Here is a 24,168-nt window from a genome sequence, read left to right as displayed (position 1 = left end):
AGGCGCCCGGCGCTACGGCTGAACGGCGACCAGGTCGGCGTACTCCGGGTGCTTCTCGATGAACGCGGCCATGAACGGGCACTGCGGCACCAGCGTGCCGCCGCGGGCGCGTACCTGGTCCAGCGTGCCCCGGATCAGCGCGCCGCCCACGCCCTTGCCCTGGAAGCCCGGGTCCACCTCGGTGTGGGTGAAGACCAGCACCTCCCCGCGGGTCAGGTACGCGGTGAAGCCGGCCAACGCGTCGTCGACCAGGATCTCGAACCGGCGCTTGGCGGGGTTGTCCTCGACCAGGGTGCTCATCGGGCCATTCTCCCCGCCAGCGCGTCCAGTTCGGCGAGCAACCGGTCGACCTCGTCGGCCGTGTTGTAGTGGTAGATGCTGGCCCGGACCGCGCCCCCGCTGTCCCGCAGCCCCATCGTCTGGAAGTACTCGTAGGCGTAGTAGTCGCCGGCGGAGAGGCAGAACCTGGCTGTCCCCAGCGCCTCCTGGGTGGCGGCCGGCGACATCCCGGCGACCCGGAAGGAGACCGTCGGGCAGCGCCGCGCCGGCGAGCCGTAGACGGTGATCGCGGGCTGCTCGGTCAGCCCGGCGAGCAGCCGGTCGAGCAGCGCCTCCTCGTGCGCCTGGGCGGCGGCCAGCCCGGCCCGCACCCGCGCGCGCCGGTCCCCGACGGCGTCCGGGTCCAGCCCGGCCAGGTGGTCCACCGCGGCGGCCACGCCGGCCAGCAGGGGAAAGCTCGGGGTGCCGTACTCGAACCGGTCCGGCACCGCGTCGGAGGACGGGACCAGCTTCGCTGGGCGCAGCGCCGCCCACCGGGCCGGGTCGGCCACCATCGCCGCCAGGTGCGGCCCGGACCACTTGTAGGCGCTGGTGACCAGCACGTCGGCGCCGACCGAGGCAAGGTCGGTCGGCCCGTGCGGCACCGAGTGCACGCCGTCGACGCAGACCAGTGCGCCGACCGCGTGCGCGGCCTTGGCGATCGCCGGCACGTCCGGCACCGTGCCGATGGCGTTGCTGCCGGCGGTCACCGCGACCAGTTTGGTGCGCTCATTGACCAGCTCGGCGTACTGGCCGGCGGGCAGCTCACCGGTGTGCCGGTCGATCTCGGCCCACCGCACCGTCGCGCCGGCAGCCTCGGCGGCCTGCACCCACGGCCGCACGTTGGCGTCGTGGTCGAGCCGGGACACCACCACCTCGTCGCCGGGGCGCCAGCCCGCGCCGAGCGTACGGGCCAGGGTGTACATCAGTGCGGTGGCACTCGGACCCAGCACCACCCCGGCCGGGTCGGCACCGAGCAGGTCGGCTACCGCCGACCGGGCCGCTGCCACCAGCTCCAGCGACCGGCGACCCGGCGCGAAGGCGGCGCTGCGGTTGCCGACCGCAGTGCGCATGGCGTCGGCGACCGCGTCGATCACACCTGCTGCGGTCTGGGTGCCCCCGGCCCCGTCGAAGTGGACGAAGCCCTCGGTCAGGGCGGGGTAGGCGGTCCGGGTGCGGGCGATGTCGAAGGGCATGCCGGGAACCCTAGTGCGGTGTCCACTAACGTTCACCGGGTGTTCCGGTGGGATGTTGTGGATCCTCGCCTTGGAGGGCGAGCGACTCCCCACTGGGTGGTGGGGCGGGCCTCCGCAGGCCAACTGATCCTCTCGCCGCCCGGGCTGGGCGGCGGGGGTCACGCCGGGACCGGCCGGCGCCGGGGAGGTTCCGGCCGGCTCGACGGTGCGTGACCACCCCAGGCAGCACAGGAACGGCCGTCGTGGGGGTGGTGGGTCCGCCGCCCGGGGTGCGGGTGGCGATGCTGGCCGCCGCGACGAGATCGCGGTGCCCGGAGAATCGGCAGTGGGGGCAGGACAAGGTGCGCCCACGCGGTTTCGGTACCCGCCGCCGGCAGGCGGGGCAGGTCGAGGAGGTGCCGCGTTCGTCGACGAGCCGCACAGTGATCCCGGCGAGGGTGGCCTTGTCGGTGAGGACCTGAATCAACCGGCCGATCTGCCACTGCCGCAGCCGCAGGTTGTGCCGCCGCCCCGCCGCGATGTCGAGCACGCCGCGGGGGTCGCCGACGTGCAGCACCCCAACCCGCTGACCCACCGCCCAGGACACGACAGTGCGGGCGGCCTCATGCTGGGCTTGGCGGACCCGCCGCCGGTGCCGTCCCTGCACCAGACGGGCCCGGCGGCGGTAGTGGCGCCACCGCCGTGACCCCTTCTGGCCCGGTTTCGGTGCCCGCCGCGCCACCGCCCGGCGGCGGGCTTTGGTGTCGGCGAGGTGCATCCGGTGCTCCGCGCGGACCGCCCGCCCCGACACCAACAACCCGGCACCATCCGGCCCGGCCACCGCGTAGGGGTGGATGATTCCCAGGTCCACCCCGGCCACGCGCCCGGGGTTCGGCTCCTCGCCGGGCGAGTAGACAATCACCGGGACTTCGGCGGTCAGGTCGAGGAACAGCCGACCACCCTCACACAGCAAAGTGACCGACCGGACCTGCTCCACCGGGTACGGCAGATCACGGGCCAGCCGCACCCACACCGGCTGCGCGCCTCTCGCGGTCGGGATCCGTACCCTGTGCCCGTCGATGGTGAAGGTGCCGTGATACCAGCGGACCGGCACCAACCCCCGCCGGCGGCGCGGAAACCGGGCCGACTCGTCACCAGCGCTACGGCGTTTCGCTGCCGCGAACCAGGCATCGGAGAACCGGCGCAACACCGACCGGGCACCCGTACTGTCCAGCTCAGCGAACGTGCCCGGCCCCGACGCCGCCAACTCCCGACACAACTCCTGATAGCCAGCCACCGGCGCATCCCCGCGGCGACGCCGCCACGCATTGACCTCCAACACACACGCCCACACATCACCACCCGAACGCAGCAAGCCGAAACACCGCCGCCGCTGCCCCGGCGTCACCCGCAACCCAACCCGAGCCGTGCGATACACGACCCGCGGCGCAGCGGAATCCCGACGGCGAGGCACAAACCGAACCCAACACCACCGGTACGACAACTTCCCAACCACTCACCAACCCGGCGAACGTTAGTCGCCACCGCACTAGCCGGTGCCCCGACCAGGCCCGCACGTCCGGGCTCGACGTCGGAGACGCGCCTCGCGGGCGTCTCGTACCCTTGACCGGGTGACGAACCCACCCGCCACCATCCCGTTGACCCCCACCCGCCGCGCCGCCGGCCTGTTCGCCGGACTCGCGCTCGGCCTCGCCGTGCTCACCGGCTGCAGCTCGCAGGGCGCCTCCACAGACTGCGGGCTGGACGCCTGCACGGTCACCTTCGAGCGGGGTGTCGACGCGAGCGCCAACATCCTGGGCGTCGAGGCCAAGCTGGTCGGCGCAGAGAACGACCAGGTGACCGTCGAGGTCGCCGGCGAGCAGCTCACCCTCACCACCGGACAGCAGGCCACCGAGGCCGGGGGCTTCGCGGTCACCCTGGACAGCGTCACCGACCAGCAGGTCAAGATTCGCGTTTCGCGCAACCCGGGCAACTGATCCGGCCGGGCGGCGGTGGCCGACGTTTGGGGATCTCCGGAATCGGAGATTGTGGCGCCATGTCACTTACCCGTAGCGCCGAAGCCACCGCCTCCCGTACGGCGGACAGCCGGTGGCTGGAACTCCTCGCCCGGGCCGGTTTCATCGGCTACGGCATCGTGCACCTGCTCTTCGCCTGGCTGGCGTTGCAGATCGCGTTCGGCACGTCGAGCGACGACGGCGACCAGTCCGGCGCGCTGCGCACGCTCTCCGCACAGCCGCTGGGCAAGGTCCTGGTCATCGCCACCGCGGTGGGCCTGCTCGCGATGGCGATCTGGCAGGCGCTGGAGGCGGCGGTCGGGCACCGCGCCGAGCAGGGCAAGGAACGCGTCGTGGAGCGGCTCGCCTCGACCGGTCGGGCCATCGTCTACCTCTACTTCGCCTGGACCGCGTTCAAGGTCTTCAAGGACGCCGAGTCGAACAGCGCCGACCAGCAGGAGGCGTTGACCGGCAAGCTGATGACCTCCAGTGGCGGTCGCTGGCTGGTCGGCCTGGCCGGGCTGGTGCTCGCCGCGATCGGTGTCGGCCTGGTGATCTACGGAATCGTCAAGCGGTTCGAGAAGCACCTGAAGACCGGCGAGATGAGCCCGAAGACCCGCAAGCTGGCCCGCCGGCTGGGCATCGCCGGGTACGTCGCCAAGGGCACCGCGTACGGCATCGCCGGCCTGCTGGTGATCGTGGCCGCGGTGAACTACGACCCGGAGAAGGCCCGTGGCCTGGACGCCGCGCTGCACACGCTGCGCGAGCAGTCCTACGGCACCTTCCTGCTCAGCCTGGTCGCCCTCGGCATCGCCGCCTTCGGCCTCTACTGCTTCCTCCAGTCCCGGTACCGCAAGGTCTGAACTGGTCGATTCGGGAGACCGCAGGCACTATTGGGCTTTTGCCTGAAGCGCCGTCGCGCGCCCGGAGGGGAGCACCACACCCGTGCAGAGTTACCTCGGAACGGCCGTCGCCGCGCTCGCCGCTGCGGCGGCCGCCCTGCTGCTGGTCGAGGTCGTCCATCGGGCCACCCGGCGGTTCGGCCGCCGGTCGCTGCTGATGACCGAACTGACCGACCATTCACACCGCCCCTTCCAGGTCGCGGCCACGGTGCTCGCGGTGCAGTTCGCCGTCCACCTCAGCACCGGGTACGCGGTCGGTGAGGGCTGGCGTCAACTGCTGCTGCACCTGCTCATCCTCGGCGTCATCGCCGCCACGGCCTGGCTGGTCGCCTCGCTGCTGGTGGTCGTGGAAGACACCGCGCTGGCCCGGTTCCGGGTCGACGTACCGGACAATCGGCACGCCCGGCGGGTACGGACCCAGGTGGTGATGCTGCGCCGGTTGACCATCGCGGTGATCTTCGTCCTGGCCGTCGGCGTGATGCTGATGACGTTCCCGAGCGTGCGCGGCATCGGCGCCGGCGTGCTGACCTCCGCCGGTGTGGTCGGTGTGGTGGCAGCGCTGGCCGCCCAGAGCCTGCTCGGCAACGTCTTCGCCGGCCTGCAACTCGCCTTCAGCGACGCGGTCCGGCTGGACGACGTGGTGGTCGTCGAGGGGGAGTGGGGCCGGATCGAGGAGCTGACCCTCAGCTACGTGGTGGTGCAGATCTGGGACGACCGGCGACTGATCCTGCCCACCTCGTACTTCACCAGCAAGCCCTTCCAGAACTGGACCCGGACCGAAGCCGCAGTGCTCGGCACCGCCGAGTTCGACGTGGACTGGGCGGTGCCGGTGCAGGCCATGCGGGAGGAACTGCGCCGGCTGGTGGAGGGCACCGACCTGTGGGACGGGCGGGTCTGCGTCCTGCAGGTGACCGACGCCACCGGTGGGACGGTCCGGGTGCGCGCGCTGGTCAGCGCCGCCGACGCGGGCAGCCTGTGGGATCTGCGCTGCCTGGTTCGTGAACACCTGGTGGCCTGGATCCGGGACAACCGCCCCACCGCGATGCCCCGGATGCGCACCGAGTTGGGCGACGCCAGCAGCAACCTGCCCTGGCAGTGGGTGCAGCCACGGCGCCCGGCGCGCCGGGCCGGCGACACCGACGTACCCGACGACGCCCGCGTCTTCGGCGGCAGCGACGACGGCGCCGCCCGCAGCGAAGCCTTCGTCGGCCCCGAAGAAACCCCCGCCCCCCGCCCCTAACCCCTTGTCCGCGGTGATCATGAGGTTATCGACGGCCGTGACGGCGTGTCGCGTCGCTAACTTCATGATCACCGGCCGGAGAGCCAGAGGGCCGGAGAGCCAGAGGGCCGGAGGGCCGGGGGCTGGGTGGGGGAGAGGTGGGGGTGGGGGTGGTCCGGTCCGGGAGGTTTGGTCGGGCTTAGGTGGGGGACCTGCTGCCGGACGTCTCTGCTGCGATCGGGGCCGGTCGGACGCCAGGTCGGCGGCGTGGCAACCGGACAACAGGAACGGCGACCGGGTCGGCGCGCTTTAGGATTGACGGGCGGCGACTTCGGGCATACAGCGCGGTGATGAGGAAAGGAGGACAGCATGGCTGACGTGGCGAAAGCCCGCACATCCCACAACGGGAGCGAGCCCTCCACCGCCGAATTGGTGCAGCGGGCCACCGAGCAGGTCTCCCGTCTGGTGCGGGACGAACTGGCGCTGGCCCGGGCGGAGTTGACCCAGAAGGGCAAGCACGCCGGCATCGGGATCGGCCTGTTCGGCGGCGGCGGAGCGCTGGCGTTCTTCGGCCTGGGCGCGCTGGTCGCCACGGCGATCCTGCTGCTCGACCTGGTGCTGCCCGCCTGGGCGGCCGCGCTGATCGTGGCGGTGGCTGCCTTCCTGCTGGCCGGCATCCTTGCCCTGGTGGGCAAGAAGCAGGTGAGCCGTGCGGTCCCGCCGGTTCCCTCGGCCACGGTCCGCAGCCTCCGGGCCGACATGGACACCGTCACCGCCGCGGTGAAGGACAGGGGACGGTCATGACGGGCAACGGGACCGGCGACACGGAGGCGCTCCGCGAGGAGATCCGTCGCACCCGGGTGGAGTTGGGCGAGACGATGGAGGCATTGGCCGCCAAGGCCGACGTCAAGGCGCGCCTGAAGGAGTCCGCCGAGCAGGCGCGGGAACGGCTCCGCGAGCAGGCGGCGCAGACCGTGGCCCGGGTCCGCGGGCAGGCCGTGCGCCGCGCCGAGGACGCGCGGGCGCAGGCACACGAAAAGGGCGAGCTGGTGCGCGCCCAGGCGCACGAAAAGGGCGAGTTGGTACGACGCAACCCGGTGCCGTGGGCGGCCATCGCCGCCGGTGCGGTGGCCACCGTGGTGGTGCTGATGATCGTGCGGGGGAGGCGTAGGTGAGCAAGGGCATCGGCAGGGCCGCGTACCGGCCGGTCGGCGTGCTGTTGGGTATCGCCGCCGGTGCGGCGGCGGGCGCGATCTTCCGGCAGGTCTGGAAGGTCACCGCGGGCGACGGTGAGGCGCCCGTCGCGACCGACGAGGATCGCGGCTGGGGCGAGATCCTGGCCGCCGCGGCGTTGCAGGGGGCCATCTTCGCGGTGGTCCGGGCCGCCGTGGACCGGGGCGGAGCGGTCGGCGTCCGCCGGATGACCGGCCGCTGGCCGGACTGACCAGCGCAGCGACTTCGGCCCCCTACCTGCATCGACGGGTAGGGGGCCTTTCGCACGGCATCGCACGCCGCCCAGCGATCTCAGACATCCGTCAGGTCACATGTCGGAGAAATTCGTCGGAGAGGTCGTGACAGACTTTTTGGGTCCGTGATTTGCTGGTCCACGCTGCTGCGAGATGGCGTGGGTTGAGAGAAGTCTCCTTCATGGGGGCCGCCTCAGGCGCCGCTGCTCGAAACGGCCAATCGGCCGTACGGCGTGCACGGCCACCAGTTTTTAGAAGGAGATACACATGGCGCAGGGAACCGTGAAGTGGTTCAACGCTGACAAGGGCTTCGGCTTCATCACCGTCGACGGCGGGGGTGCTGACGTGTTCGTCCACTTCTCGGCCATCCAGACCAGCGGCTACCGTTCGCTGGAGGAGAACCAGCGGGTGGAGTTCGAGATCGCTCAGGGTCAGAAGGGCCCGCAGGCTGAGCAGGTCCGTCCCCTCTGAGTAGTGTGGCCGGCCCCCGCCGGCCAAGTGGGGACGATCCGGCCAGGGGTCGTTGTGTAGCCCCGTATTCCTTTCGGAATGCGGGGCTTTCCACGTGCCCGGGACCGGTCGGCCCGCTCCCGGCGCCACTGTGGACCGGGGGCGTCGCTGGTCAGCGTCGGCGGCGGGACCGTAGGCCGAGCCAGAGCACCACCAGCCCGGCCAGCGCCACGAGCGGGCCGATCACCACCCAGATCCGCTCGTCGGTCATCACGCTGCCGTTGACGTAGCCGAGGCCCTGCACCGTCCACACCGCACCGACCACGATCGCCAGCAGGCCGAGGGTGAGCGCAAGCCAACCCCTCATCGCGTCCCCTCTCCGCAGGGCCGGGCGGCGGGCCGCCCCGGGCTCCCAGCATTACCCGCCGGGCGGTGCGGCGCGAGCACCCCGGGTGCGCGGGTCACCACCGGTCGTGCACCTGTGGGCGGATCAGCTCGTCGTAGACCTCGCGCACCCCGGCCAGTTGGTCGGCCGAGAGCGGCGACAGGTCGGCCGCGGCCGCGTTGCGCCGGGCCTGATCGGCGTCGCGTGCGCCGGGGATGACCACGGTGACGCCGGCCTGGTCCAGCACCCAGCGCAGCGCGAACTGCGCCATCGTGCGGTCCGCGTCGACCAGCGGCGCCATTCGGCGTACGGCGGCCAACCCGCGCTCGAAGTCGACCCCGGAGAACGTCTCGCCGACGTCGAACGCCGCGCCGTGCCGGTTGAAGTTGCGGTGGTCGTCGGCCGGGAACTCGGTGTGCTCGTCGTACCGGCCGGAGAGCAGGCCGCTGGCCAGAGGCACGCGGGCGATGATGCCGACCCCGGCCGCCGCGGCGGCCGGCAGCACCCGCTCCAGCGGCTTGTGCCGCACCGCGTTGAGGATGATCTGGACGCTGGCCACCCCGGGCCGGGCGATCGCGGTGAGCGCCTGGTCGCAGGTCTCCACGCTGACCCCGTACCCGGCGATGGCCTTTTCGGCGACGAGGGTGTCCAGGGCGTCGAAGACCGCGTCGTCGGCGAAGACGGCGGTGGGCGGGCAGTGCAGCTGGACCAGGTCCAGGGTGTCCATCCCCAGGTTGGCCCGGGACCGGTCGGTCCACTGCCGGAAGTTGGCCAGGGTGTACGCCTCCGGACGCTGCTCGACCCGGCGGCCCATCTTGGTGGCCACGGTCAGCCCGGCGTCGGGACGGGAGCGCAGGAAGCGGCCGATCAGCTGCTCGCTGCGGCCGTCGCCGTACACGTCGGCGGTGTCGAGGAAGGTGACCCCGGCGTCCACGGCGGCGGCCAGCACCGCCATCGCGTCGTCCTCGCTGACGGTGCCCCAGTCGGCGCCGAGCTGCCAGGCACCCAGGCCGACCACCCCGACGGTCCGGCCGAGCCGGTTGAAGCTGCGCTGTTCCATTCCCCGAGCCTAGTGATCGGGTTGCCGACCTGCCAGGCGAGTCGTACGGTAAATAAGACGGACGTACGGTTTGGGAGGCGACGATGTGGGATCCGGCGACATACCTGCGCTACGGCGACGAGCGGTCCCGGCCGTTCCACGACCTGGTCGCCCGGATCCCGGCCGAGCGGCCCCGGACGGTGGTCGACCTCGGCTGCGGCCCCGGCCACCTCACCGCCACCCTCGCCGAGCGCTGGCCGGCGAGCCGGGTGATCGGTCTCGACTCCTCGCCGGAGATGATCGACCGCGCCGCCGCCCTGGACGCCCCGGTCGACTTCGCCGTCGCCGACGTGCGGGACTGGCGGCCGGCCGGCGACGAGGACGTGGTGGTGACCAACGCCGTGCTCCAGTGGGTCCCGGGCCACCAGGAGCTGCTGCGGCGCTGGGCCACCGAGCTACCCGCCGGCGCCTGGCTCGCCATGCAGGTCCCGGGCAACTTCGCCGCCGGATCACACCGTGCGCTGCGCGAGGTCGCCGACCGGCCGGCCTGGCGCGCCGAGCTGGCCCCGCTGCTGCGCGCCGACCCGGTCGACGACCCGGCCGACTACGCGGCGCTGCTGACCGGTGCCGGCTGCGCGGTGGACGCCTGGGAGACTACCTACGTGCACCTGCTACCGGCCCGGCCCGACGCCGACCACCCGGTGCTGGCCTGGATGGAGGGCACCGCGCTGCGCCCGGTCCGGGCGGCCCTCGACGCCGCCGGCTGGTCCGCCTTCCGGGCCGAGCTGGGGGTACGCCTCGCCGCCGTCTACCCGCCGCGGCAGGGTCAGGTGTACTTCCCGTTCCGCCGCGTCTTCGTCGTTGCCCGTACCGGCGACCCTGCCGAGGAGAATCCGTGACCGACCTGTCCACCTTCATCGCCGGCCTGCCCAAGGTGGAGCTGCACGTACACCACGTCGGCTCCGCCTCCCCCCGGATCGTCGCCGAGCTGGCCGCCCGGCACGAGGGACGCACCCCGGTCCCGGCCGACCCGGCGGCGCTCGCCGACTACTTCGAGTTCCGCGACTTCGCGCACTTCATCGAGGTCTACCTGAGCGTCGTGGACCTCATCCGCGACCCGGAGGACGTCTGGATCCTCACCCACGAGGTGGCCCGGGAGCTGGCCCGCCAGCAGGTCCGGTACGCGGAGCTGACCATCACCCCGTACTCGCACGTGCGCCGGGGCATCCCCGCGCCGGCGTTCTGCGAGGCGATCGAGGACGCCCGCAAGCGCGCCTCGGTCGACTTCGGCCTCGACCTGCGCTGGTGCTTCGACATCCCGGGTGAGGCCGGCCTGCCGGCGGCTGAGGAGACGCTGCGCATCGCGCTGGAGGAGCGCCCGGAGGGGCTGATCAGCTTCGGCCTGGGCGGCCCGGAGATCGGCGTACCCCGGCCGCAGTTCCGGCCCTACTTCGACCGGGCCCGGGCGGCCGGGCTGCGCTCGGTGCCACACGCCGGGGAGACCACCGGCCCGCAGACGATCTGGGACGCGCTGAACGAGCTGGGCGCCGAGCGGATCGGGCACGGCATCTCCGCCGCGCAGGACCCGGAGTTGCTCGCGTACCTGGCCGAGCGGCAGATCGGGCTGGAGATCTGCCCGACGTCCAACGTGCGGACCCGGGCGGTGGCCAACCTCGACGAGCACCCGCTGCCCCGGCTGGTCGAAGCCGGGCTGCTGGTCACCATCAACTCCGACGACCCGCCGATGTTCGGCACCACCCTCAACGACGAGTACGCGGTGGCGGCCCGACTGCTCGGGGCGGGTCCGCAGGGGCTGGCAGGGCTGGCCCGCAACGCGGTGACCGCGTCCTTCCTGGACCCGGTCGGCAAGCAGCGGATCATGGCCGAGATCGACGCCCACCTCGCCACCGCCGCCGGCTGAGCCGGTCGGGGAGCAGGGCGCGCGGCGGGAGCTTGGGTGTGGGGGGACCTGACTCCCGCCGCGCGCGCGGCTCCACCGGCCGGTGGGTGCACACGGTGCGCCAGCCGGTGGAACTAGTGGGTTCGTGCCTCGATCCTGACAGCCCGCAGCCGTTGGACCACGGTCGTTAACCGCGATCTAAGGAAGACTTGCGCCAGCGCACAGTCGGCCCCGGACAGCCGGTTCGCGCCGGCCGGCCGGCGGCCCGGTCAGCTGTCGGTGGGGCGCTGCCGGGGCCAGCGACGGCCGGTTTTCTGGTCCCGGGCGTCCCGAGCCATCCGGCCGACCAGGCCGAACCGGCTGACCTGCCGGGGTGTGGCCTCCGGGTCGGCCAGCAGCATCACCACGCTGGCTCCGCCCAGCCGGGCCCGGTCGATGCTCACCGACCCGTTGGCCTGCAACGCCACCCGCTTGGCGATGTCCAGGCCGAGCCCGGTCGAGCCCTGGTCGCTGGTCCCCCGGCGCAGCGCCCGGTCCGGGTCGGCGATGCCGGGGCCGGCGTCGTCGATCCGGATCGCCACATAGCCGTCCCGGCGGGACACCGCCACCTCGAACGCCGTGCCCTGCGGGGTGTAGCGGAAGACGTTGCCGATCACCGCGTCCAGCGCGGCGGCCAACTCGGCACGGGGCACCGGCGCCGGGATGCGCAGTTGTGCGCCGTTCACCCGCTGCGGCCGGTTCTGGTCGCCGGCCAACGCCGCCCAGAACACCATCCGGTCCCGGACGACCTCGCTGACGTCACACATCGCCGGCCCGGCCTCGTGCGCCACCGACTTGCGGGTGGTCTTGATCAGCACGTCGATCTCACCCTCCAGGGTGACGATCGCCTGGCGGATCCGCCGGATGCCGCGCCGCCGGTCCAGCTCCGCCTCGGAGAACGAACCCACGCTGGTGTCGTCAGACTCCAATGCCTCCGCGTCCAGCCGCAGCACGGTCAGCGGGGTGCGCAGCCGGTGCGACAGGTCGGCCACCAGCTCCCGCTCGTCGGTGCGGGCCGCGTCCAGCCGGTCGGCCATCCGGTTGAAGGCGTACCCGGCCTCAGCCAGCTCGCGGGGGCCGGTCGGCTCCACGCGTACCCCCAGGTCGCCGTCACCGATCGAGAGTGCGGCCTTCACCAGACCCCGGGTCGAGTCCACCGCGCGGGCGGCGACCCGGTCGACCACCAGCACCGCCGCACCGGCCATCGCCGCGCCGACCGCGAGCAGCAGCAGCCAGGTGCCGCGGGCGCCCTCGCCCAGCTCCGAGTCGGGCACGAACACCTCGACCACGGCGGTCCGGTCGCCGAGGACCACCGGGTCCAGTCGGACCACCCCGCCGTCGACGTCGACGTCCAGCGAGCGTCGGTCGGTACGCGCCCGGTCCAGGTCGGCGTCGCTGGCACGGCCGGCGGACTCGTCGAGCCCCAGCCCGTGCACGACCGGCCGGGTGGGTGCGCCCTCGGCGCTGGCCACCACGGCCCGCTCGACCACCGCCGGATCGGTGCTCACCGCCAGCGCCCCGGTCACCAGCGCGCTGCGCCGGGCCGCGTCGGCGATCGCCTCGTCCCGGGTCTGCTCGCGCAGGCTCAGCCCGAGCGGGATCAGGAAGGCGAGCGCGACGAGGCTGCACATGCCGGCCGTGAGCATGGCCAGCGCGGTCCTCAGTCCGGAGCCACCAACCGGAACCCGACCCCCCGCACGGTGCGCAGGTAGCGCGGCTTCGCCGCGGACTCGCCCATCTTTCGGCGGAGCCAGTACAGGTGAACGTCGATGGTCTGATCCTCGCCGACCGATGGCTGCCGCCATACCTCCTCCAAGAGCTCCCGGCGGGACACTACCCGCCCGGGTCGTGCGGCGAGATACGCCAGCAGGTCGAATTCCTTGCGGGTCAGCGCCAGCGGCTCCCCGTCGAGCAGCGCGCTGCGCTCGCCGACGTCCACCCGCAGCCCACTGACGGTGTGTACCGCGGGCTGCACGGTCCGGCTGGCCCGCCCGGCGCGGCGCAGCACGGTGGTGATCCGGGCGTCCAGGTGCGCGCCGGTGAACGGCTTGACCATGTAGTCGTCGGCGCCGGCGCGCAGCAGCTTGACCACCGACTGCTCGTCGTCCCGGGCGGTGGCGATGATGATCGGGACGTCGGTGATGCCGCGCAGCATCCGCAGCGCGTCCGAGCCGTCCAGGTCGGGCAGGCCGAGGTCCAGCACCACCAGGTCGGGTGTCTCCGCGGCGACCCGGCGCAGGGCGTCCAGTGCTGTGCCCACGGCGTGCACGGCGTGCCCCCGGTCGGCGAGGGAACGGAGCATCGCGCCGCGTACGACGTGATCATCTTCGACCAGGAGCACGGAGGCCACCCCAAGACCGTACTTGGCGTGGCAAGTTGATCGCGTTGCCACGTACCTGGCAAGGGGGCAAGCTGGTACGACGATGTCCTTCACTCTGTTCGCCGACGCCCGCCTGGCGCTCGCCCGGGACAGCCTCGCCGGCCTCTCGACCGGCGACGCGCTCGGCGCGCAGTACTTCCTGCCGGGGTCGCAACCGGCGGATCTCGCCGCCGGCCCCTTGCCGCCGGCGCCCTGGGAGTGGACCGACGACACCGAGATGGCGTGCTCGGTCCTCGCCGAGCTGGCCGAGTCCGGCGGCATCGACCGGGACCGACTGGCGCTGGCGTTCGCCGAGCGCTGCGCGACACGGCGGGGCTACGGCTCGGGCGCGATGCTGATCCTGCGGCTGATCCGCACCGGCACCCCGTGGCCGGTGGCCGCCGCGTCCGCTTTCGACGGCCAGGGCTCCTGCGGCAACGGGGCGGCGATGCGGGTCGGCCCGCTGGGCGCGTACTTCGCCGACTCGACCACCCGCGCTGCCGCGCAGGCCCGCGCCTCGGCCGAGGTGACCCACGCGCACCCGGAGGGGATCGCTGGTGCGGTCGCGGTGGCGGTCGCCGCCGCGCTGGCCGCGCGGGCCCGCCTCGACGGGCACCGACCGGCCCCGGAGCGGCTGCTCGCCGGGATCGCCGCCCAGATCGACTCGGGCACCGAGGTGCACCGGAGTGTGAATCGGGCGGCTGGGCTGCTCGGCCGCCCACTGCCCCGGGTGGTCGCGGCGCTCGGCAACGGCTCCCGGGTGACCGCCCAGGACACCGTCGGGTTCACGCTCTGGGTGGCCGCCACCCACCTGGACGACTACCCGACGGCGATCCGGGTCTGCGTGCAGGCCGGCGGGGATGTGGACACCACATCCGCCATCGTCGGGGCGGTGGTGGCCGCGTACACCGGCGTCGGAACGCCCGGCGGGGTGCCCGAGCCGTGGCTGGCCGCTCGCGAGCCGCTGCCCACCTGGGCGCCCTGACACTCAGCCGAGCGGCTCCGGACGCGGTGGCGGGTCAGCCGGCGCGGACCGGGGTGCCGGCCGTGGCGGGCTCCGCGTCGGCGGGTGCCGTGGCATCGGGCGCCGTCGTGGCGGGCTCGGTGTCGGCGGGTGCTGTGGCATCGGGCCTTGCCGTACCCGGTGCCGCCGGCGTCGGGTCGGCCGGTGCGGCCGTATCGTCTGCTCCGCCGGTCACCTCGGCCAGCGCCGCGCGCTCGGCCGGGTCGCGCCGGCGCCACCGGCTGACCAGCCAGCCGATCGCCGCGCCGCCGCCCAGTCCGGCCAGCAGCCCGGCGGCCAGCATCCCGTCGGCGCTGCCCGACTCCTCGCCCGCGCCGTCCGCCGCCGGCTCCGCGTCGACGCCGGGGTTGGCCCCCGCGCCGGCCGGGGCGCCGTGCCCGCCGTGCCCGACGGGGCCGGCCGCGCCGGCCGCCGCTGGCAGCAGGGTGAGCACCGGGGCCCGGTGGGCGCCGCTGGCGTCCGCCCAGCGGACCACCGTGCCGTCGGCGTACGTCTGGACCACCTCGAAGGTGAGCCGCTCGGCCTGCGGCAGCGGACCCATGGACAGCGCGAGCCGGGCCGGGCCGGGCTCGCCCTTGCCGACCCGGATCCAGGTCACCCCGGTGGTCACCGTGCTCACCCCGGTGGAGTGGATGCCGGCCACCGGCTCGTCCAGGGTGCGTGAGCTGATCCGGGGAGCCCAGCCGGTCACCGACATCGGGTAGACCTCGGCCACCGGCGCGTCGGCCGGCAACCGGACCTCGATCTGGCGGGTCGTGGTGCCGGCGCGCTCCTCCGGCACGGTGAACTCCAGCCGCACCGCGTCGCCCTGCCGGGCCTCGGTCGGAGTGGTCGTCACGTCCGCCGCGTGCGCCGTGCCGGGCCATCCGAGCAGCAGCCCGGCGGCGGTCAGCGCGGTCACCGCCGCGATCCGCTGCCGACGGCCACCGCCGTGCGTGCTCGCCATCCTGTGCCCCCATCCGTGTCGACGCGACCGGCACCGGTTTCCGGCCACACCTCCTAGTTCGGCTCTGAGCGCCAAAAGGTTCAACGCCTGCGGCAGCGGAAGGGGGCTTCGGCTACCGCAGGCGTTAAGAAGGTGCCCTTCCTTGGCCCGGGTGGGTGGACCGATAACATCGGCAGGGGCCGAGGATCGGCACCGTTTCGTACCACTTGGAGGAGTCACCGTGTCCGCACCCCGTACCCCCGCCGTGGCCGACCCCGTCGTCGTCGCCGCCGGGACCACGGCGGCCGACGCGGTGGCCGCGGCCGGACTGCCCGCGAACGGCCCCAAGGCGATCGTCGTGGTCCGCGACCCGGAGGGTCGACTGCGCGACCTGGACTGGTCGCCGGCCGAGGAGACCGTCGTCGAGCCGGTCAGCCTGGATTCGCCCGACGGGCTCACCGTGCTGCGCCACTCCACCGCGCACGTGCTCGCCCAGGCCGTGCAGGACATCTTCCCCGAGGCCAAGCTGGGCATCGGGCCGCCGATCGAGAACGGCTTCTACTACGACTTCGACGTCGACAAGCCGTTCCAGCCTGACGACCTCGGCAAGGTCGAGAAGCGGATGCAGGAGATCGTCAAGTCCGGGCAGCGGTTCCGCCGCCGCCGCTTCGGCAGCCTGGACGAGGCCCGCGCCGAGTTGGCCGACGAGCCCTTCAAGCTGGAGTTGATCGAGGTCAAGGGCGAGGGCCTGGACACCGACGAGGTGATGGAGGTCGGCGGCGGCGAGCTGACGATCTACGACAACCTCGACGCCAAGGAGGACAAGGTCTGCTGGTCGGACCTGTGCCGGGGCCCGCACCTGCCGAACACCCGGCTGATCGGCGCGTTCAAACTGATGCGCTCGGCCGCCGCGTACTGGCGCGGGTCGGAGAAGAACCCGCAGCTCCAGCGGGTGTACGGCACCGCGTGGCCGACCCGCGACGAGTTGAAGGCGTACCTGAAGCTGCTGGAGGAGGCCGCCCGGCGCGACCACCGCAAGCTCGGCGCGGACCTGGACCTGTTCAGCTTCCCCGACGAGATCGGCTCCGGCCTGGCGGTCTTCCACCCCAAGGGCGGCATCATCCGCCGGGAGATGGAGCACTACTCGCGGCGGCGGCACGAGGAGGCGGGGTACGAGTTCGTCAACACCCCGCACATCACCAAGGCACAGCTCTTCCACACCTCCGGGCACCTGCCGTACTACGCGGACACGATGTTCCCGCCCATGCAGCTGGAGGGCGCGGACTACTACCTCAAGGCGATGAACTGCCCGATGCACAACCTGATCTTCAGGTCGCGCGGGCGGTCGTACCGGGAGCTGCCGCTGCGGCTGTTCGAGTTCGGCACGGTCTACCGGTACGAGAAGTCCGGCGTCGTGCACGGCCTGACCCGGGTCCGGGGCCTGACCCAGGACGACTCGCACATCTACTGCACCCGCGAGCAGATGGCCGGCGAGCTGTCCACGCTGCTCAGCTTCGTGTTGGATCTGCTGCGCGACTACGGGCTGGACGACTTCTACCTGGAGCTGTCCACCCGGGATGACTCGCCCAAGTTCATCGGCAGCGACGAGGACTGGGCGGAGGCGACCGAGGCGCTGCGCAGCACCGCCGCCACCTCCGGCCTGGAGCTGGTGCCCGACCCGGGCGGTGCGGCGTTCTACGGTCCGAAGATCTCGGTGCAGGCCCGGGACGCGATCGGCCGGACCTGGCAGATGTCCACCATCCAGGTCGACCTCAACCAGCCGGAGCGGTTCGAGCTGGAGTACCAGGCCGCCGACGGAACCCGGCAGCGACCCGTCATGATCCACCGGGCGCTGTTCGGCTCGATCGAGCGGTTCTTCGGGGTGCTGACCGAGCACTACGCGGGGGCGTTCCCGGCCTGGCTGGCCCCGGTGCAGGTGGTCGGCATCCCGATCCGCGAGGACCACACCGACTACCTGCACGGCTTCGTCGCGGCGCTGCGGGCCGAGGGGATCCGGGCGCAGGTCGACGCGGGTGACGACCGGATGCAGAAGAAGATCCGGACCGCCCAGCAGCAGAAGATCCCGTTCATGGTGATCGCCGGCGACGATGACGTGGCCGCCGGCACGGTCTCCTTCCGTTACCGCGACGGCTCCCAGCGCAACGGGGTGCCGATCGCCGAGGCGGTGTCGCACGTCCTCGACGTGGTGACGTCCCGTACGAACATCGGCCCCTCCGCCGCCGCGGAGTAGCGGGCCGGTCGCGATCGCCCATGATCGTGCTCGATCCATGAAGTAGTGGCCACCCCGCGTCGGGGAGGCCACTACTTCCATGTGCGAGCGCGATCTCGGGCGGACGCCCAGGTGTCAGATGCCGCAGTTCGGCGCCGACCAGCCGCCGACCGCCGCCACGTGGGTGTGGTCGTTGTGGTCCGGGTAGCCGGGGCCGAGGATCTGCCCGAAGCCGTGGTAGCGGGCCTGCTGGGCCAGCCGGCAGAACGACGGGGACCCGACCAGGTCCACCCCGTCGCCATACAGGTGCCGGCTGTTCGACGCCCCGCCGACCGCGCTGTTGCAGGCATAGCTGCGGAAGCTGCTGCTGATCGCGATGGACACGTCCCCGAGGGCGTGCCGCAGGGCCTGGAGCTTCCACATCGAGACGAGCGCGTTGAACCGGGCGGTGCTGGCCGAGACCGCGCCGCCGGCCCAGGTGCTGTTGCAGTTGTTCAGCTCGGCATAGCTGAAGTTGACCGGGGTGCAGTCGTCGTCCTGCAGCGCGTACAGCCGGTTGAAGGTCTGCGGGCCGGCGACGCCGTCCGCGCTCAGCCCGTACGCCTGCTGGAAGCGGATCACCGCGGACCGGGTGGCCGGACCGTACGAGCCGTCGAGGGTGAGCACGGCGCCGTAGCCGGGGTAGCCGGCGACCCGGATCTGGAGTTGCCGGACGTCCTCGCCGGTCATCCCCTGGGACAGGGCGCGACCCCAGGTGTAGCAGCCGTCGGCGTGCGCCGGGCCGGCGGAGACGGTGATGCCGGCCACTGTGGTGGCGGCGGTCAGCGCAAGTGCCGCGAGGAATCTGCCGAGCCGTCGGATCATGAAACCCTCCATCAGTGCATGGAAGTATCTGGATGCATGGAATCTTCAGATCTAGGTCTCGATCCGTCAATAACTTCCAGCAATGGAGTTTCCCAGCGGCGGGTGTCGCAGCCGTCCCGGGCGGCTCCGTAGGATCGGCTCGTGACAGGGGCGGAACGGCACACGGACATCGGCGGCATGGCGGACGGACTGGAGCGGCTCTGGACGCCGCACCGGATGACCTACATCTCCGGCGAGGACCGCCCGGCCGAGGGCTACGAGAAGCCCACCGGCTGCCCGTTCTGCCGGGGCCCCGGGCTGCCGCCCGAGGAGAGCCTCGTGGTGGCCCGCGGCGAGCACGTGTTCGCGGTGCTCAACCTCTACCCGTACAACCCGGGGCACCTGCTGGTCTGCCCGTACCGGCACGTCGCCGACTACACCGAGCTCGACGTCGCGGAGACCGTCGAGCTGGCGTCGTACACCCAGACCGCGATGCGGGTGATCCGCAAGGTGAGCAACGCGCACGGCTTCAACCTGGGGATGAACCAGGGTGGGGTGGCCGGCGCTGGCATCGCCGCGCACCTGCACCAGCACGTCGTGCCGCGCTGGGGCGGCGACGCGAACTTCATGCCGGTGATCGGCCGGACCAAGGTCCTGCCGCAACTGCTCGGCGACACCCGCGACCTGATCGCCCGCGCCTGGCCGTCCTGACCCGCCGGGCCGCCGCGCGGCCTGCGCGCCGGCGCGGTCAGCCGGCGCGCAGCACGGCGGTCAGCTCCGGCCAGCTCTGCACCCGGTGTACGCCGGGCAGCAGCGCGGCGTGCGCGGCCACCTCCGCCGGGCGGGGTCGGAACAGGTAGCGGTGCGGCACCGAGTCGAGGTAGCCGAGCACCTCCAGCTTGTCGTCCACGAAGTGGGTCAGCCCGAGCCGCTGGGCGATCGGCGCCTTGGCCGGCCGGGTCCGGCAGAAGTGCACCCGCTCGACGGGGATGCCGGTGCGGGCCGGGAAGTCGTGGTGGGCCAGCCACTCCCGGGTCCGCCGCTCGGTGGACTCGCCGCACTTGGAGACCAGGTGCACCTCGTCGAACGCCGGACCGAGCGCGCCGAGCGCGTCGAAAGCCCCGTCGACGCTGGGGGTACGCAGGTAGTGCTCGCCGAAGAAGGACGTGTCGGCGTCCTCGTCGGCCGGCTCGATGATCACGCCGCCGATGTCCACACCCAACCGCCGCATGGGGCCGATCATGCCGCACCGCAGCGGACCCCGCGCCCCGGCGTCCCCGGCTCGGGAAGTGCTACGCCCCGCGCTGGTGGAGGTGGCACGATCGTTCGATGGCAGTCACGACACGGACGTTGGGGCGCAGCGGCATCGAGGTCAGCGCCCTCGGCATGGGGTGCTGGGCGATCGGCGGCCCCTGGGCGGAGGGGACCCAGCCGCTGGGCTGGGGCGCGGTCGACGACGACGAGTCGGCCCGAGCGGTACGCCGGGCGCTCGACCTGGGCGTCACCCTCTTCGACACCGCCGACACCTACGGCGCCGGGCACGGGGAGCGGGTGCTCGGCCGGGCGCTCGCCGGCCGACGCGACGAGGCCGTGATCGCCACCAAGTGGGGCTACACCTTCGACGAGGCGAGCCGGCAGGCAACCGGGGAGGACGCGTCGCCGGCATACCTGCGGCGGGCGGTGACCGACTCGCTGCGCCGGCTGGGCACCGACCGGATCGACCTCTACCAACTGCACCTGGCCGACCTGCCGGTGCCCCGGGCGGAGGCCCTGATCGGCACCTGCGAGGACCTGGTGACCGAAGGCCTCATCCGGGCGTACGGGTGGAGCACCGACCGCCCCGACCGGGCCACCGCGTTCGGGCACGCCGCCGCCGGTGCCACCGCCGTGCAGCACACCCTGTCGGTGCTGCGCGACGCCCCCGAGCTGCTCGCCGTCTGCGACAAGTACGACCTGGCCAGCGTCAACCGGGGGCCGCTGGGGATGGGGCTGCTCACCGGCAAATACTCGGCCGCCTCGACGCTGCCCCGCGACGACGTGCGCGGGCTGACCCCGGGCTGGCTGGAGTGGTTCCGCGGTGGCCGGCCGGCACCGGAGTGGCTGCGCCGGGTCGGGGCGGTACGCGCCGCGCTCACCGCCGACGGGCGCACCCTGACGCAGGGGGCGCTGGGCTGGATCTGGGCGCGCAGTGGGCGCACCATCCCGATCCCCGGCTGCCGTACCGTCGCCCAGGTCGAGGAGAACGCTGCTGCGCTGCACCTGGGTCCACTGCCGCCGGACCAGTTCGCCGAGGTGGAGCGCCAGCTGGCCGCCCTACGTACCGCCGCCCTTCGGGACGCCGACCGCCCCCACTGGCCCCGCCCCACCCACCCCACCACGCACCCCTGACCCAGGCCCCGCTCCCCGTCGCCGGTGCTGTTCGCTGTCGGCTCGCCCTACCGACCCCACCATGCACCCTTTGACCCGGGCACGCGCTGTTGCTGTTCGTTGTCGGTTCGTCCTACTGACCCCATCACGGACCCTTGACCCGGGCCTGCGCTCGCACTGTTGCCGGTGCTGTTCGCTGTCGAGCTGCCCCAGATCTGGGGCAGCGCCTCCGTCAGGGTCTTTGTGAGCGCCGGGAGCTCTGCCCCGAAGTCCGGGGTGGTGCTTCCGTCAGGGTCTCCGTGCGCGTAGGCAGCTCTGCCCCAAATCTGGGGCAGCTCGACAGGGCCAAAGCATGGTGAAGCCCACCCGCCCCTGCCGGCCGCTCCACCCAATAATGGAGTTGCGGTGGGCGGGGCGGGGCGGGCACGGGGTTAGGGGGTTTGTTCCTTGCGGGCCTGGTCGGCCAGGTGGGCGGGCATGGGGTCGTGGCGGACGAAGTGGCGGCGGAAGGTGCCGGTGCCGGCGGTCATCGAGCGCAGCTCGACGGCGTAGCGGAGCAGCTCGCTGGCCGGCACCTCGGCGCGGACCAGGGTGCGGCCCTCGACGTCCTGGTCCGGCTCGGTGCCGAGCACCCGGGCGCGCCGGCCGGACAGGTCGCCCATCACGGCGCCCACCGAGCCGTCCGGCACCCGGATTGTCACCTCGTCGATCGGCTCCAGCAGCGCCGGCTGGCCCCGCTCGGCGGCGTCGCGCAGCGCCATGGCGCCGGCGGTCTGGAAGGCCGCATCGGAGGAGTCGACGCTGTGCGCCTTTCCGTCGACCAGGGTCACCCGCAGGTCCACCACCGGGTGGCCGGCGACCAGGCCGCGCTCCAGTTGGGCGCGGACGCCCTTCTCCACCGACGGGATGTAGTTGTGGGGCACGGCGCCGCCGACCACCCGGTCGACGAACTCGAAGCCGTCGCCCCGGGGTAGCGGCTCCACCTCGATGTCGCAGACCGCGTACTGGCCGTGGCCGCCGGACTGCTTGACGTGCCGGCCGTGCCCCTTCGCCGGCACGGTCAGCGTCTCGCGCAGTGACACCCGGACCGGCTCGGTGTCCAGCTCCACGCCGCCGGCCCGCAGCCGGTCCAGCACCACGTCTGCGTGCGCCTCGCCCATGCACCAGAGCACCAGCTGGTGGGTCTCCGGGTTGCGCTCCAGCCGCAGCGTGGGGTCACCGGCGACCAGCCGGGCCAGGTTGCGGGCCAACGCGTCCTCGTCGGCGCGGCTCCGGGCGACGATCGCCACCGGCAGCAGCGGCTCCGGCATCTCCCACGGCGCGATCAGCAGCGGGTCGTCCTTGGCCGAGATGGTGTCGCCGGTCTCGGCGCTGCCCGACTTGGTGATCGCGCAGATGTCGCCGGCCACGCAGAGCGACACCTCGCGCAGGGTGGCGCCCAGCGGGGTGTAGATGTGGCCGACCCGCTCGTCGGCGTCGTGGTCGGGGTGCCCGCGCTCAGCCATGCCGTGCCCGGAGACGTGCACGGTCTGGTCGGGGCGCAGGGTGCCGGAGAAGACCCGGACCAGCGAGACCCGCCCGACGTGCCGGTCGACGGTGGTCTTGACCACCTCGGCGACCAGCGGCCCGTCCGGGTCACAGGTCAGCGGCGGGCGCGGTGAGCCGTCCACGCCGGTCACCGCCGGCAGTTCGTGCTCCAGCGGCGACGGGAACGCGGCGGTCAGCACCTCCAGCAGCGCGTCCAGCCCGACGCCGGTCTCCGCGCAGACCGGCATCACCGGGTAGAAGTGGCCCCTGGCGACCGCCTTCTCCAGGTCCTCGATGAGCACCTCGGTGCCGATCTCCTCGCCGTCGAGGTAGCGGTCCATCAGGGTCTCGTCTTCGCTCTCGGCGATGATCCCCTCGATCAGCTCGTTGCGGGACTCGTCGATGGCCGGCTGGTGCTCCGGGTCCGGATCGCGTACGTCCGCGGGAAGCCCGGCGGTGTAGTCGAAGACCCGGCGGGTGATCAGGCCGAGCAGGCCGACGGTGGAGACTCCGTCGTCGCCGAGCATCGGCAGGTAGAGCGGCATCACGTTGTCGCCGAAGACCCGCTGGCAGAGCGCCACCGCGTTGTCGAAGTCGGCGCGTGGGTGGTCCAGCCGTGTCACCGCGACGGCCCGGGGCATGTCGACCGCCGCGCACTCCTCCCAGAGCGCCGCGGTGGCCGCGTCCATCCCGTCGACGGCGGAGACGACGAAGAGCGCGGCGTCGGCGGCCCGCAGGCCGGCGCGCAACTCACCGACGAAGTCGGCGTACCCGGGGGTGTCAAGGAGGTTGACCTTGATGTCGTCGTGCAGCAGGGGCGCACAGGACAGGCTCACCGAGCGCTGCTGTCGGACGGCCGCCGGGTCGTGGTCGCCGACCGTGGTGCCATCCACCACGTTGCCGGCCCGGCTGATCGTGCCGGTCGCCGCGAGCAACGCCTCGACCAGGGTCGTCTTGCCCGCTCCGGAGTGCCCGACGAGCACCACGTTGCGAACCGTGCCGGGTTCCGTCACCACCGGCGTGCCGCCGGTGGGACCCTTCTCCTGACTCTTCTGCGCCATGGGGCGCACCTCCCTCAGCCGGTGGTTGGTGGCGACCGCCGCGCGACGGGAAGCGGCCCGAGGCAAGTGCGCGGCGATATCCTCCGGTGGTCTGCTGCACAGCGGGAACGGGACGGGCGGGCAGGTGAGCTGGCTCACCTCCAGGCTCGATCTCACACCCGTTACCGGGTAGGCACAAGCCTGCCCCGGGCGGGTCGACCGGACCGTCCGTATCGCCGGAGCTGGGCGGACCGTTATCGTGGGGACCGCCATGGCGAAGATCTTCCAAGTGTCGGCCCGCGCGGGGATGACCCGCGTCGTCGAGCCGATCGCACGCGCACTGCTCCGCGCAGGCGTCACCCCCAATGCCGTCACCGTTACGGGCACCGTCGGTGTGCTCGTCGGCGCGCTCGGCTTCGGTGCCCGCGGCCACCTGGTCGCGGGCGCGTTAATCGTTACCTTCTTCGCGCTCACCGACCTGCTCGACGGGACGATGGCCCGGATGAGTGGCGGCTCCACCCGGTTCGGCGCGTTCCTCGACTCGAGCATGGACAGGGTCGCCGACAGCGCCGTCTTCGGCGCGGTCGCGTACTGGCTGGCCACCCAGAACGACCATTCCGGGGTGGCCGCCGCGCTGCTCTGCCTGGCCGCCGGTGGGTTGGTCTCGTATGTCAAGGCCCGCGCCGAGGGGCTGGGCATGACCTGCAACGTGGGCATCGCCGAGCGAACCGAGCGGCTGCTGATCGTCGGGGTCGGCGGGATCCTCACCGGCGTCGGTGTCGACCCGGCGCTGGAGATCGCGCTCTGGCTGCTCGCCGCCGTGTCGATCTTTACGGTGGGGCAGCGGATGGCACACGTCTACCGCCAGGCCCAGCAGCTCCAGCCGGACGGCCAGGCGTGAGCGAATGGCCGGCGACCCGGCGCCGGACGACCGGCGGCCGGGCC

General features: G+C 72.7%; 25 protein-coding genes. 14 read left to right on the top strand and 11 right to left on the bottom strand.

What is annotated here, in order from left to right; translation table 11 throughout:
• Positions 1-12: 12 nt before the first annotated feature.
• From OG990_RS18560 to OG990_RS18550, 3 genes are read right to left on the bottom strand one after another with little or no spacing between them, the layout of a single operon-like run.
• Positions 13-300 (bottom strand): GNAT family N-acetyltransferase, encoded by a 288-nt coding sequence (locus tag OG990_RS18560; protein WP_328425886.1) that lies wholly within the window; start codon positions 298-300, stop codon positions 13-15.
• The gene (locus OG990_RS18555; RefSeq protein WP_406076406.1) at positions 297-1,514 is read right to left on the bottom strand and encodes a cysteine desulfurase-like protein; all 1,218 of its coding nucleotides are present in this window, start codon (positions 1,512-1,514) and stop codon (positions 297-299) included. The genes OG990_RS18560 and OG990_RS18555 overlap by 4 nt, the downstream gene beginning before the upstream one ends.
• A 25-nt stretch (positions 1,515-1,539) precedes the next feature.
• Positions 1,540-2,790: an RNA-guided endonuclease InsQ/TnpB family protein gene (locus OG990_RS18550; protein ID WP_406076404.1), complete on the bottom strand. Its 1,251-nt coding sequence runs from the start codon at positions 2,788-2,790 to the stop codon at positions 1,540-1,542.
• A gap of 334 nt (positions 2,791-3,124) precedes the next feature.
• On the opposite strand from OG990_RS18550, the gene OG990_RS18545 reads away from it, so the two are divergent.
• From OG990_RS18545 to OG990_RS18515, 7 genes are all read left to right on the top strand, one after another.
• Positions 3,125-3,490 carry a hypothetical protein gene (locus tag OG990_RS18545; RefSeq protein ID WP_406076403.1) on the top strand — a complete coding sequence of 122 codons (366 nt, stop codon included), beginning with the start codon at positions 3,125-3,127 and terminating at the stop codon, positions 3,488-3,490.
• Between the two features lie 59 nt (positions 3,491-3,549).
• Positions 3,550-4,371 (top strand): DUF1206 domain-containing protein, encoded by an 822-nt coding sequence (locus tag OG990_RS18540; protein ID WP_406076401.1) that lies wholly within the window; start codon positions 3,550-3,552, stop codon positions 4,369-4,371.
• Positions 4,372-4,453: 82 nt separating this feature from the next.
• The gene (locus OG990_RS18535; RefSeq protein ID WP_406076399.1) at positions 4,454-5,650 is read left to right on the top strand and encodes a mechanosensitive ion channel family protein; all 1,197 of its coding nucleotides are present in this window, start codon (positions 4,454-4,456) and stop codon (positions 5,648-5,650) included.
• Between the two features lie 348 nt (positions 5,651-5,998).
• Entirely contained in the window at positions 5,999-6,433 is a 435-nt protein-coding gene (locus OG990_RS18530; RefSeq protein ID WP_406076397.1) for a phage holin family protein, read from the top strand.
• Positions 6,430-6,804: a DUF3618 domain-containing protein gene (locus OG990_RS18525; protein ID WP_328425897.1), complete on the top strand. Its 375-nt coding sequence runs from the start codon at positions 6,430-6,432 to the stop codon at positions 6,802-6,804. The genes OG990_RS18530 and OG990_RS18525 overlap by 4 nt, the downstream gene beginning before the upstream one ends.
• Entirely contained in the window at positions 6,801-7,073 is a 273-nt protein-coding gene (locus OG990_RS18520; protein ID WP_328425899.1) for a DUF4235 domain-containing protein, read from the top strand. The genes OG990_RS18525 and OG990_RS18520 overlap by 4 nt, the downstream gene beginning before the upstream one ends.
• 289 nt (positions 7,074-7,362) lie before the next feature.
• Positions 7,363-7,566, top strand: coding sequence for a cold-shock protein (locus OG990_RS18515; protein ID WP_007458127.1), 204 nt, complete (start codon positions 7,363-7,365; stop codon positions 7,564-7,566).
• A 151-nt stretch (positions 7,567-7,717) separates the two neighbouring features.
• Here OG990_RS18515 and OG990_RS18510 read toward each other — a convergent pair whose 3' ends face one another.
• Both OG990_RS18510 and OG990_RS18505 read right to left on the bottom strand, forming a co-directional pair.
• Positions 7,718-7,912 carry a hypothetical protein gene (locus OG990_RS18510; RefSeq protein WP_328425905.1) on the bottom strand — a complete coding sequence of 65 codons (195 nt, stop codon included), beginning with the start codon at positions 7,910-7,912 and terminating at the stop codon, positions 7,718-7,720.
• 94 nt (positions 7,913-8,006) lie between these two features.
• The gene (locus OG990_RS18505) at positions 8,007-8,990 is read right to left on the bottom strand and encodes an aldo/keto reductase (protein WP_406076393.1); all 984 of its coding nucleotides are present in this window, start codon (positions 8,988-8,990) and stop codon (positions 8,007-8,009) included.
• Between the two features lie 83 nt (positions 8,991-9,073).
• Between OG990_RS18505 and OG990_RS18500 the strand changes: the two genes are divergently transcribed.
• The gene (locus tag OG990_RS18500; protein WP_355614886.1) at positions 9,074-9,868 is read left to right on the top strand and encodes a trans-aconitate 2-methyltransferase; all 795 of its coding nucleotides are present in this window, start codon (positions 9,074-9,076) and stop codon (positions 9,866-9,868) included.
• Positions 9,865-10,890, top strand: a complete 1,026-nt coding sequence (locus tag OG990_RS18495) for an adenosine deaminase (protein ID WP_406076391.1) — start codon at positions 9,865-9,867, stop codon at positions 10,888-10,890. Before OG990_RS18500 ends, OG990_RS18495 begins: the two co-directional genes overlap by 4 nt.
• 248 nt (positions 10,891-11,138) lie before the next feature.
• Here OG990_RS18495 and OG990_RS18490 read toward each other — a convergent pair whose 3' ends face one another.
• Together OG990_RS18490 and OG990_RS18485 are read right to left on the bottom strand one after the other, a co-directional pair.
• On the bottom strand, positions 11,139-12,554 hold the full coding sequence (locus OG990_RS18490) for an ATP-binding protein (protein ID WP_406076389.1): 1,416 nt from the start codon (positions 12,552-12,554) through the stop codon (positions 11,139-11,141).
• A gap of 14 nt (positions 12,555-12,568) precedes the next feature.
• The gene (locus OG990_RS18485; RefSeq protein ID WP_328425914.1) at positions 12,569-13,258 is read right to left on the bottom strand and encodes a response regulator transcription factor; all 690 of its coding nucleotides are present in this window, start codon (positions 13,256-13,258) and stop codon (positions 12,569-12,571) included.
• 73 nt (positions 13,259-13,331) lie between these two features.
• Between OG990_RS18485 and OG990_RS18480 the strand changes: the two genes are divergently transcribed.
• A complete protein-coding gene (locus tag OG990_RS18480; protein WP_328425916.1) occupies positions 13,332-14,252 on the top strand; it encodes an ADP-ribosylglycohydrolase family protein in 921 nt (306 codons plus the stop codon).
• Positions 14,253-14,286: 34 nt separating this feature from the next.
• Here OG990_RS18480 and OG990_RS18475 read toward each other — a convergent pair whose 3' ends face one another.
• Complete coding sequence (locus OG990_RS18475; RefSeq protein WP_406076387.1) at positions 14,287-15,237, bottom strand: DUF1775 domain-containing protein; 951 nt, start codon at positions 15,235-15,237, stop codon at positions 14,287-14,289.
• 220 nt (positions 15,238-15,457) lie between these two features.
• Between OG990_RS18475 and thrS the strand changes: the two genes are divergently transcribed.
• Positions 15,458-17,467, top strand: coding sequence for a threonine--tRNA ligase (gene thrS / locus OG990_RS18470; protein WP_328425920.1), 2,010 nt, complete (start codon positions 15,458-15,460; stop codon positions 17,465-17,467).
• A 114-nt stretch (positions 17,468-17,581) separates the two neighbouring features.
• On the opposite strand, the gene OG990_RS18465 is transcribed toward thrS, so the two are convergent.
• Positions 17,582-18,310 (bottom strand): D-Ala-D-Ala carboxypeptidase family metallohydrolase, encoded by a 729-nt coding sequence (locus tag OG990_RS18465; protein ID WP_406076385.1) that lies wholly within the window; start codon positions 18,308-18,310, stop codon positions 17,582-17,584.
• Between the two features lie 177 nt (positions 18,311-18,487).
• Here OG990_RS18465 and OG990_RS18460 point away from each other — a divergent pair, with 177 nt between their 5' ends.
• Complete coding sequence (locus tag OG990_RS18460) at positions 18,488-19,000, top strand: HIT family protein (RefSeq protein ID WP_406081813.1); 513 nt, start codon at positions 18,488-18,490, stop codon at positions 18,998-19,000.
• Between the two features lie 37 nt (positions 19,001-19,037).
• Here OG990_RS18460 and OG990_RS18455 read toward each other — a convergent pair whose 3' ends face one another.
• Positions 19,038-19,520, bottom strand: a complete 483-nt coding sequence (locus tag OG990_RS18455) for a hypothetical protein (RefSeq protein WP_406076384.1) — start codon at positions 19,518-19,520, stop codon at positions 19,038-19,040.
• A gap of 98 nt (positions 19,521-19,618) precedes the next feature.
• Here OG990_RS18455 and OG990_RS18450 point away from each other — a divergent pair, with 98 nt between their 5' ends.
• The gene (locus OG990_RS18450) at positions 19,619-20,677 is read left to right on the top strand and encodes an aldo/keto reductase (RefSeq protein ID WP_386991852.1); all 1,059 of its coding nucleotides are present in this window, start codon (positions 19,619-19,621) and stop codon (positions 20,675-20,677) included.
• 410 nt (positions 20,678-21,087) lie between these two features.
• On the opposite strand, the gene OG990_RS18445 is transcribed toward OG990_RS18450, so the two are convergent.
• Positions 21,088-23,244, bottom strand: a complete 2,157-nt coding sequence (locus OG990_RS18445; protein ID WP_406076382.1) for an elongation factor G-like protein EF-G2 — start codon at positions 23,242-23,244, stop codon at positions 21,088-21,090.
• Between the two features lie 250 nt (positions 23,245-23,494).
• On the opposite strand from OG990_RS18445, the gene pgsA reads away from it, so the two are divergent.
• Complete coding sequence (pgsA, locus tag OG990_RS18440; protein WP_328425930.1) at positions 23,495-24,124, top strand: phosphatidylinositol phosphate synthase; 630 nt, start codon at positions 23,495-23,497, stop codon at positions 24,122-24,124.
• Positions 24,125-24,168 lie beyond the last annotated feature (44 nt).

Origin of the sequence: Micromonospora sp. NBC_00858 (assembly GCF_045207365.1) — a bacterium.
Lineage (GTDB): Bacteria > Actinomycetota > Actinomycetes > Mycobacteriales > Micromonosporaceae > Micromonospora.
This window is presented reverse-complemented; position numbering and strand designations above follow the sequence as displayed.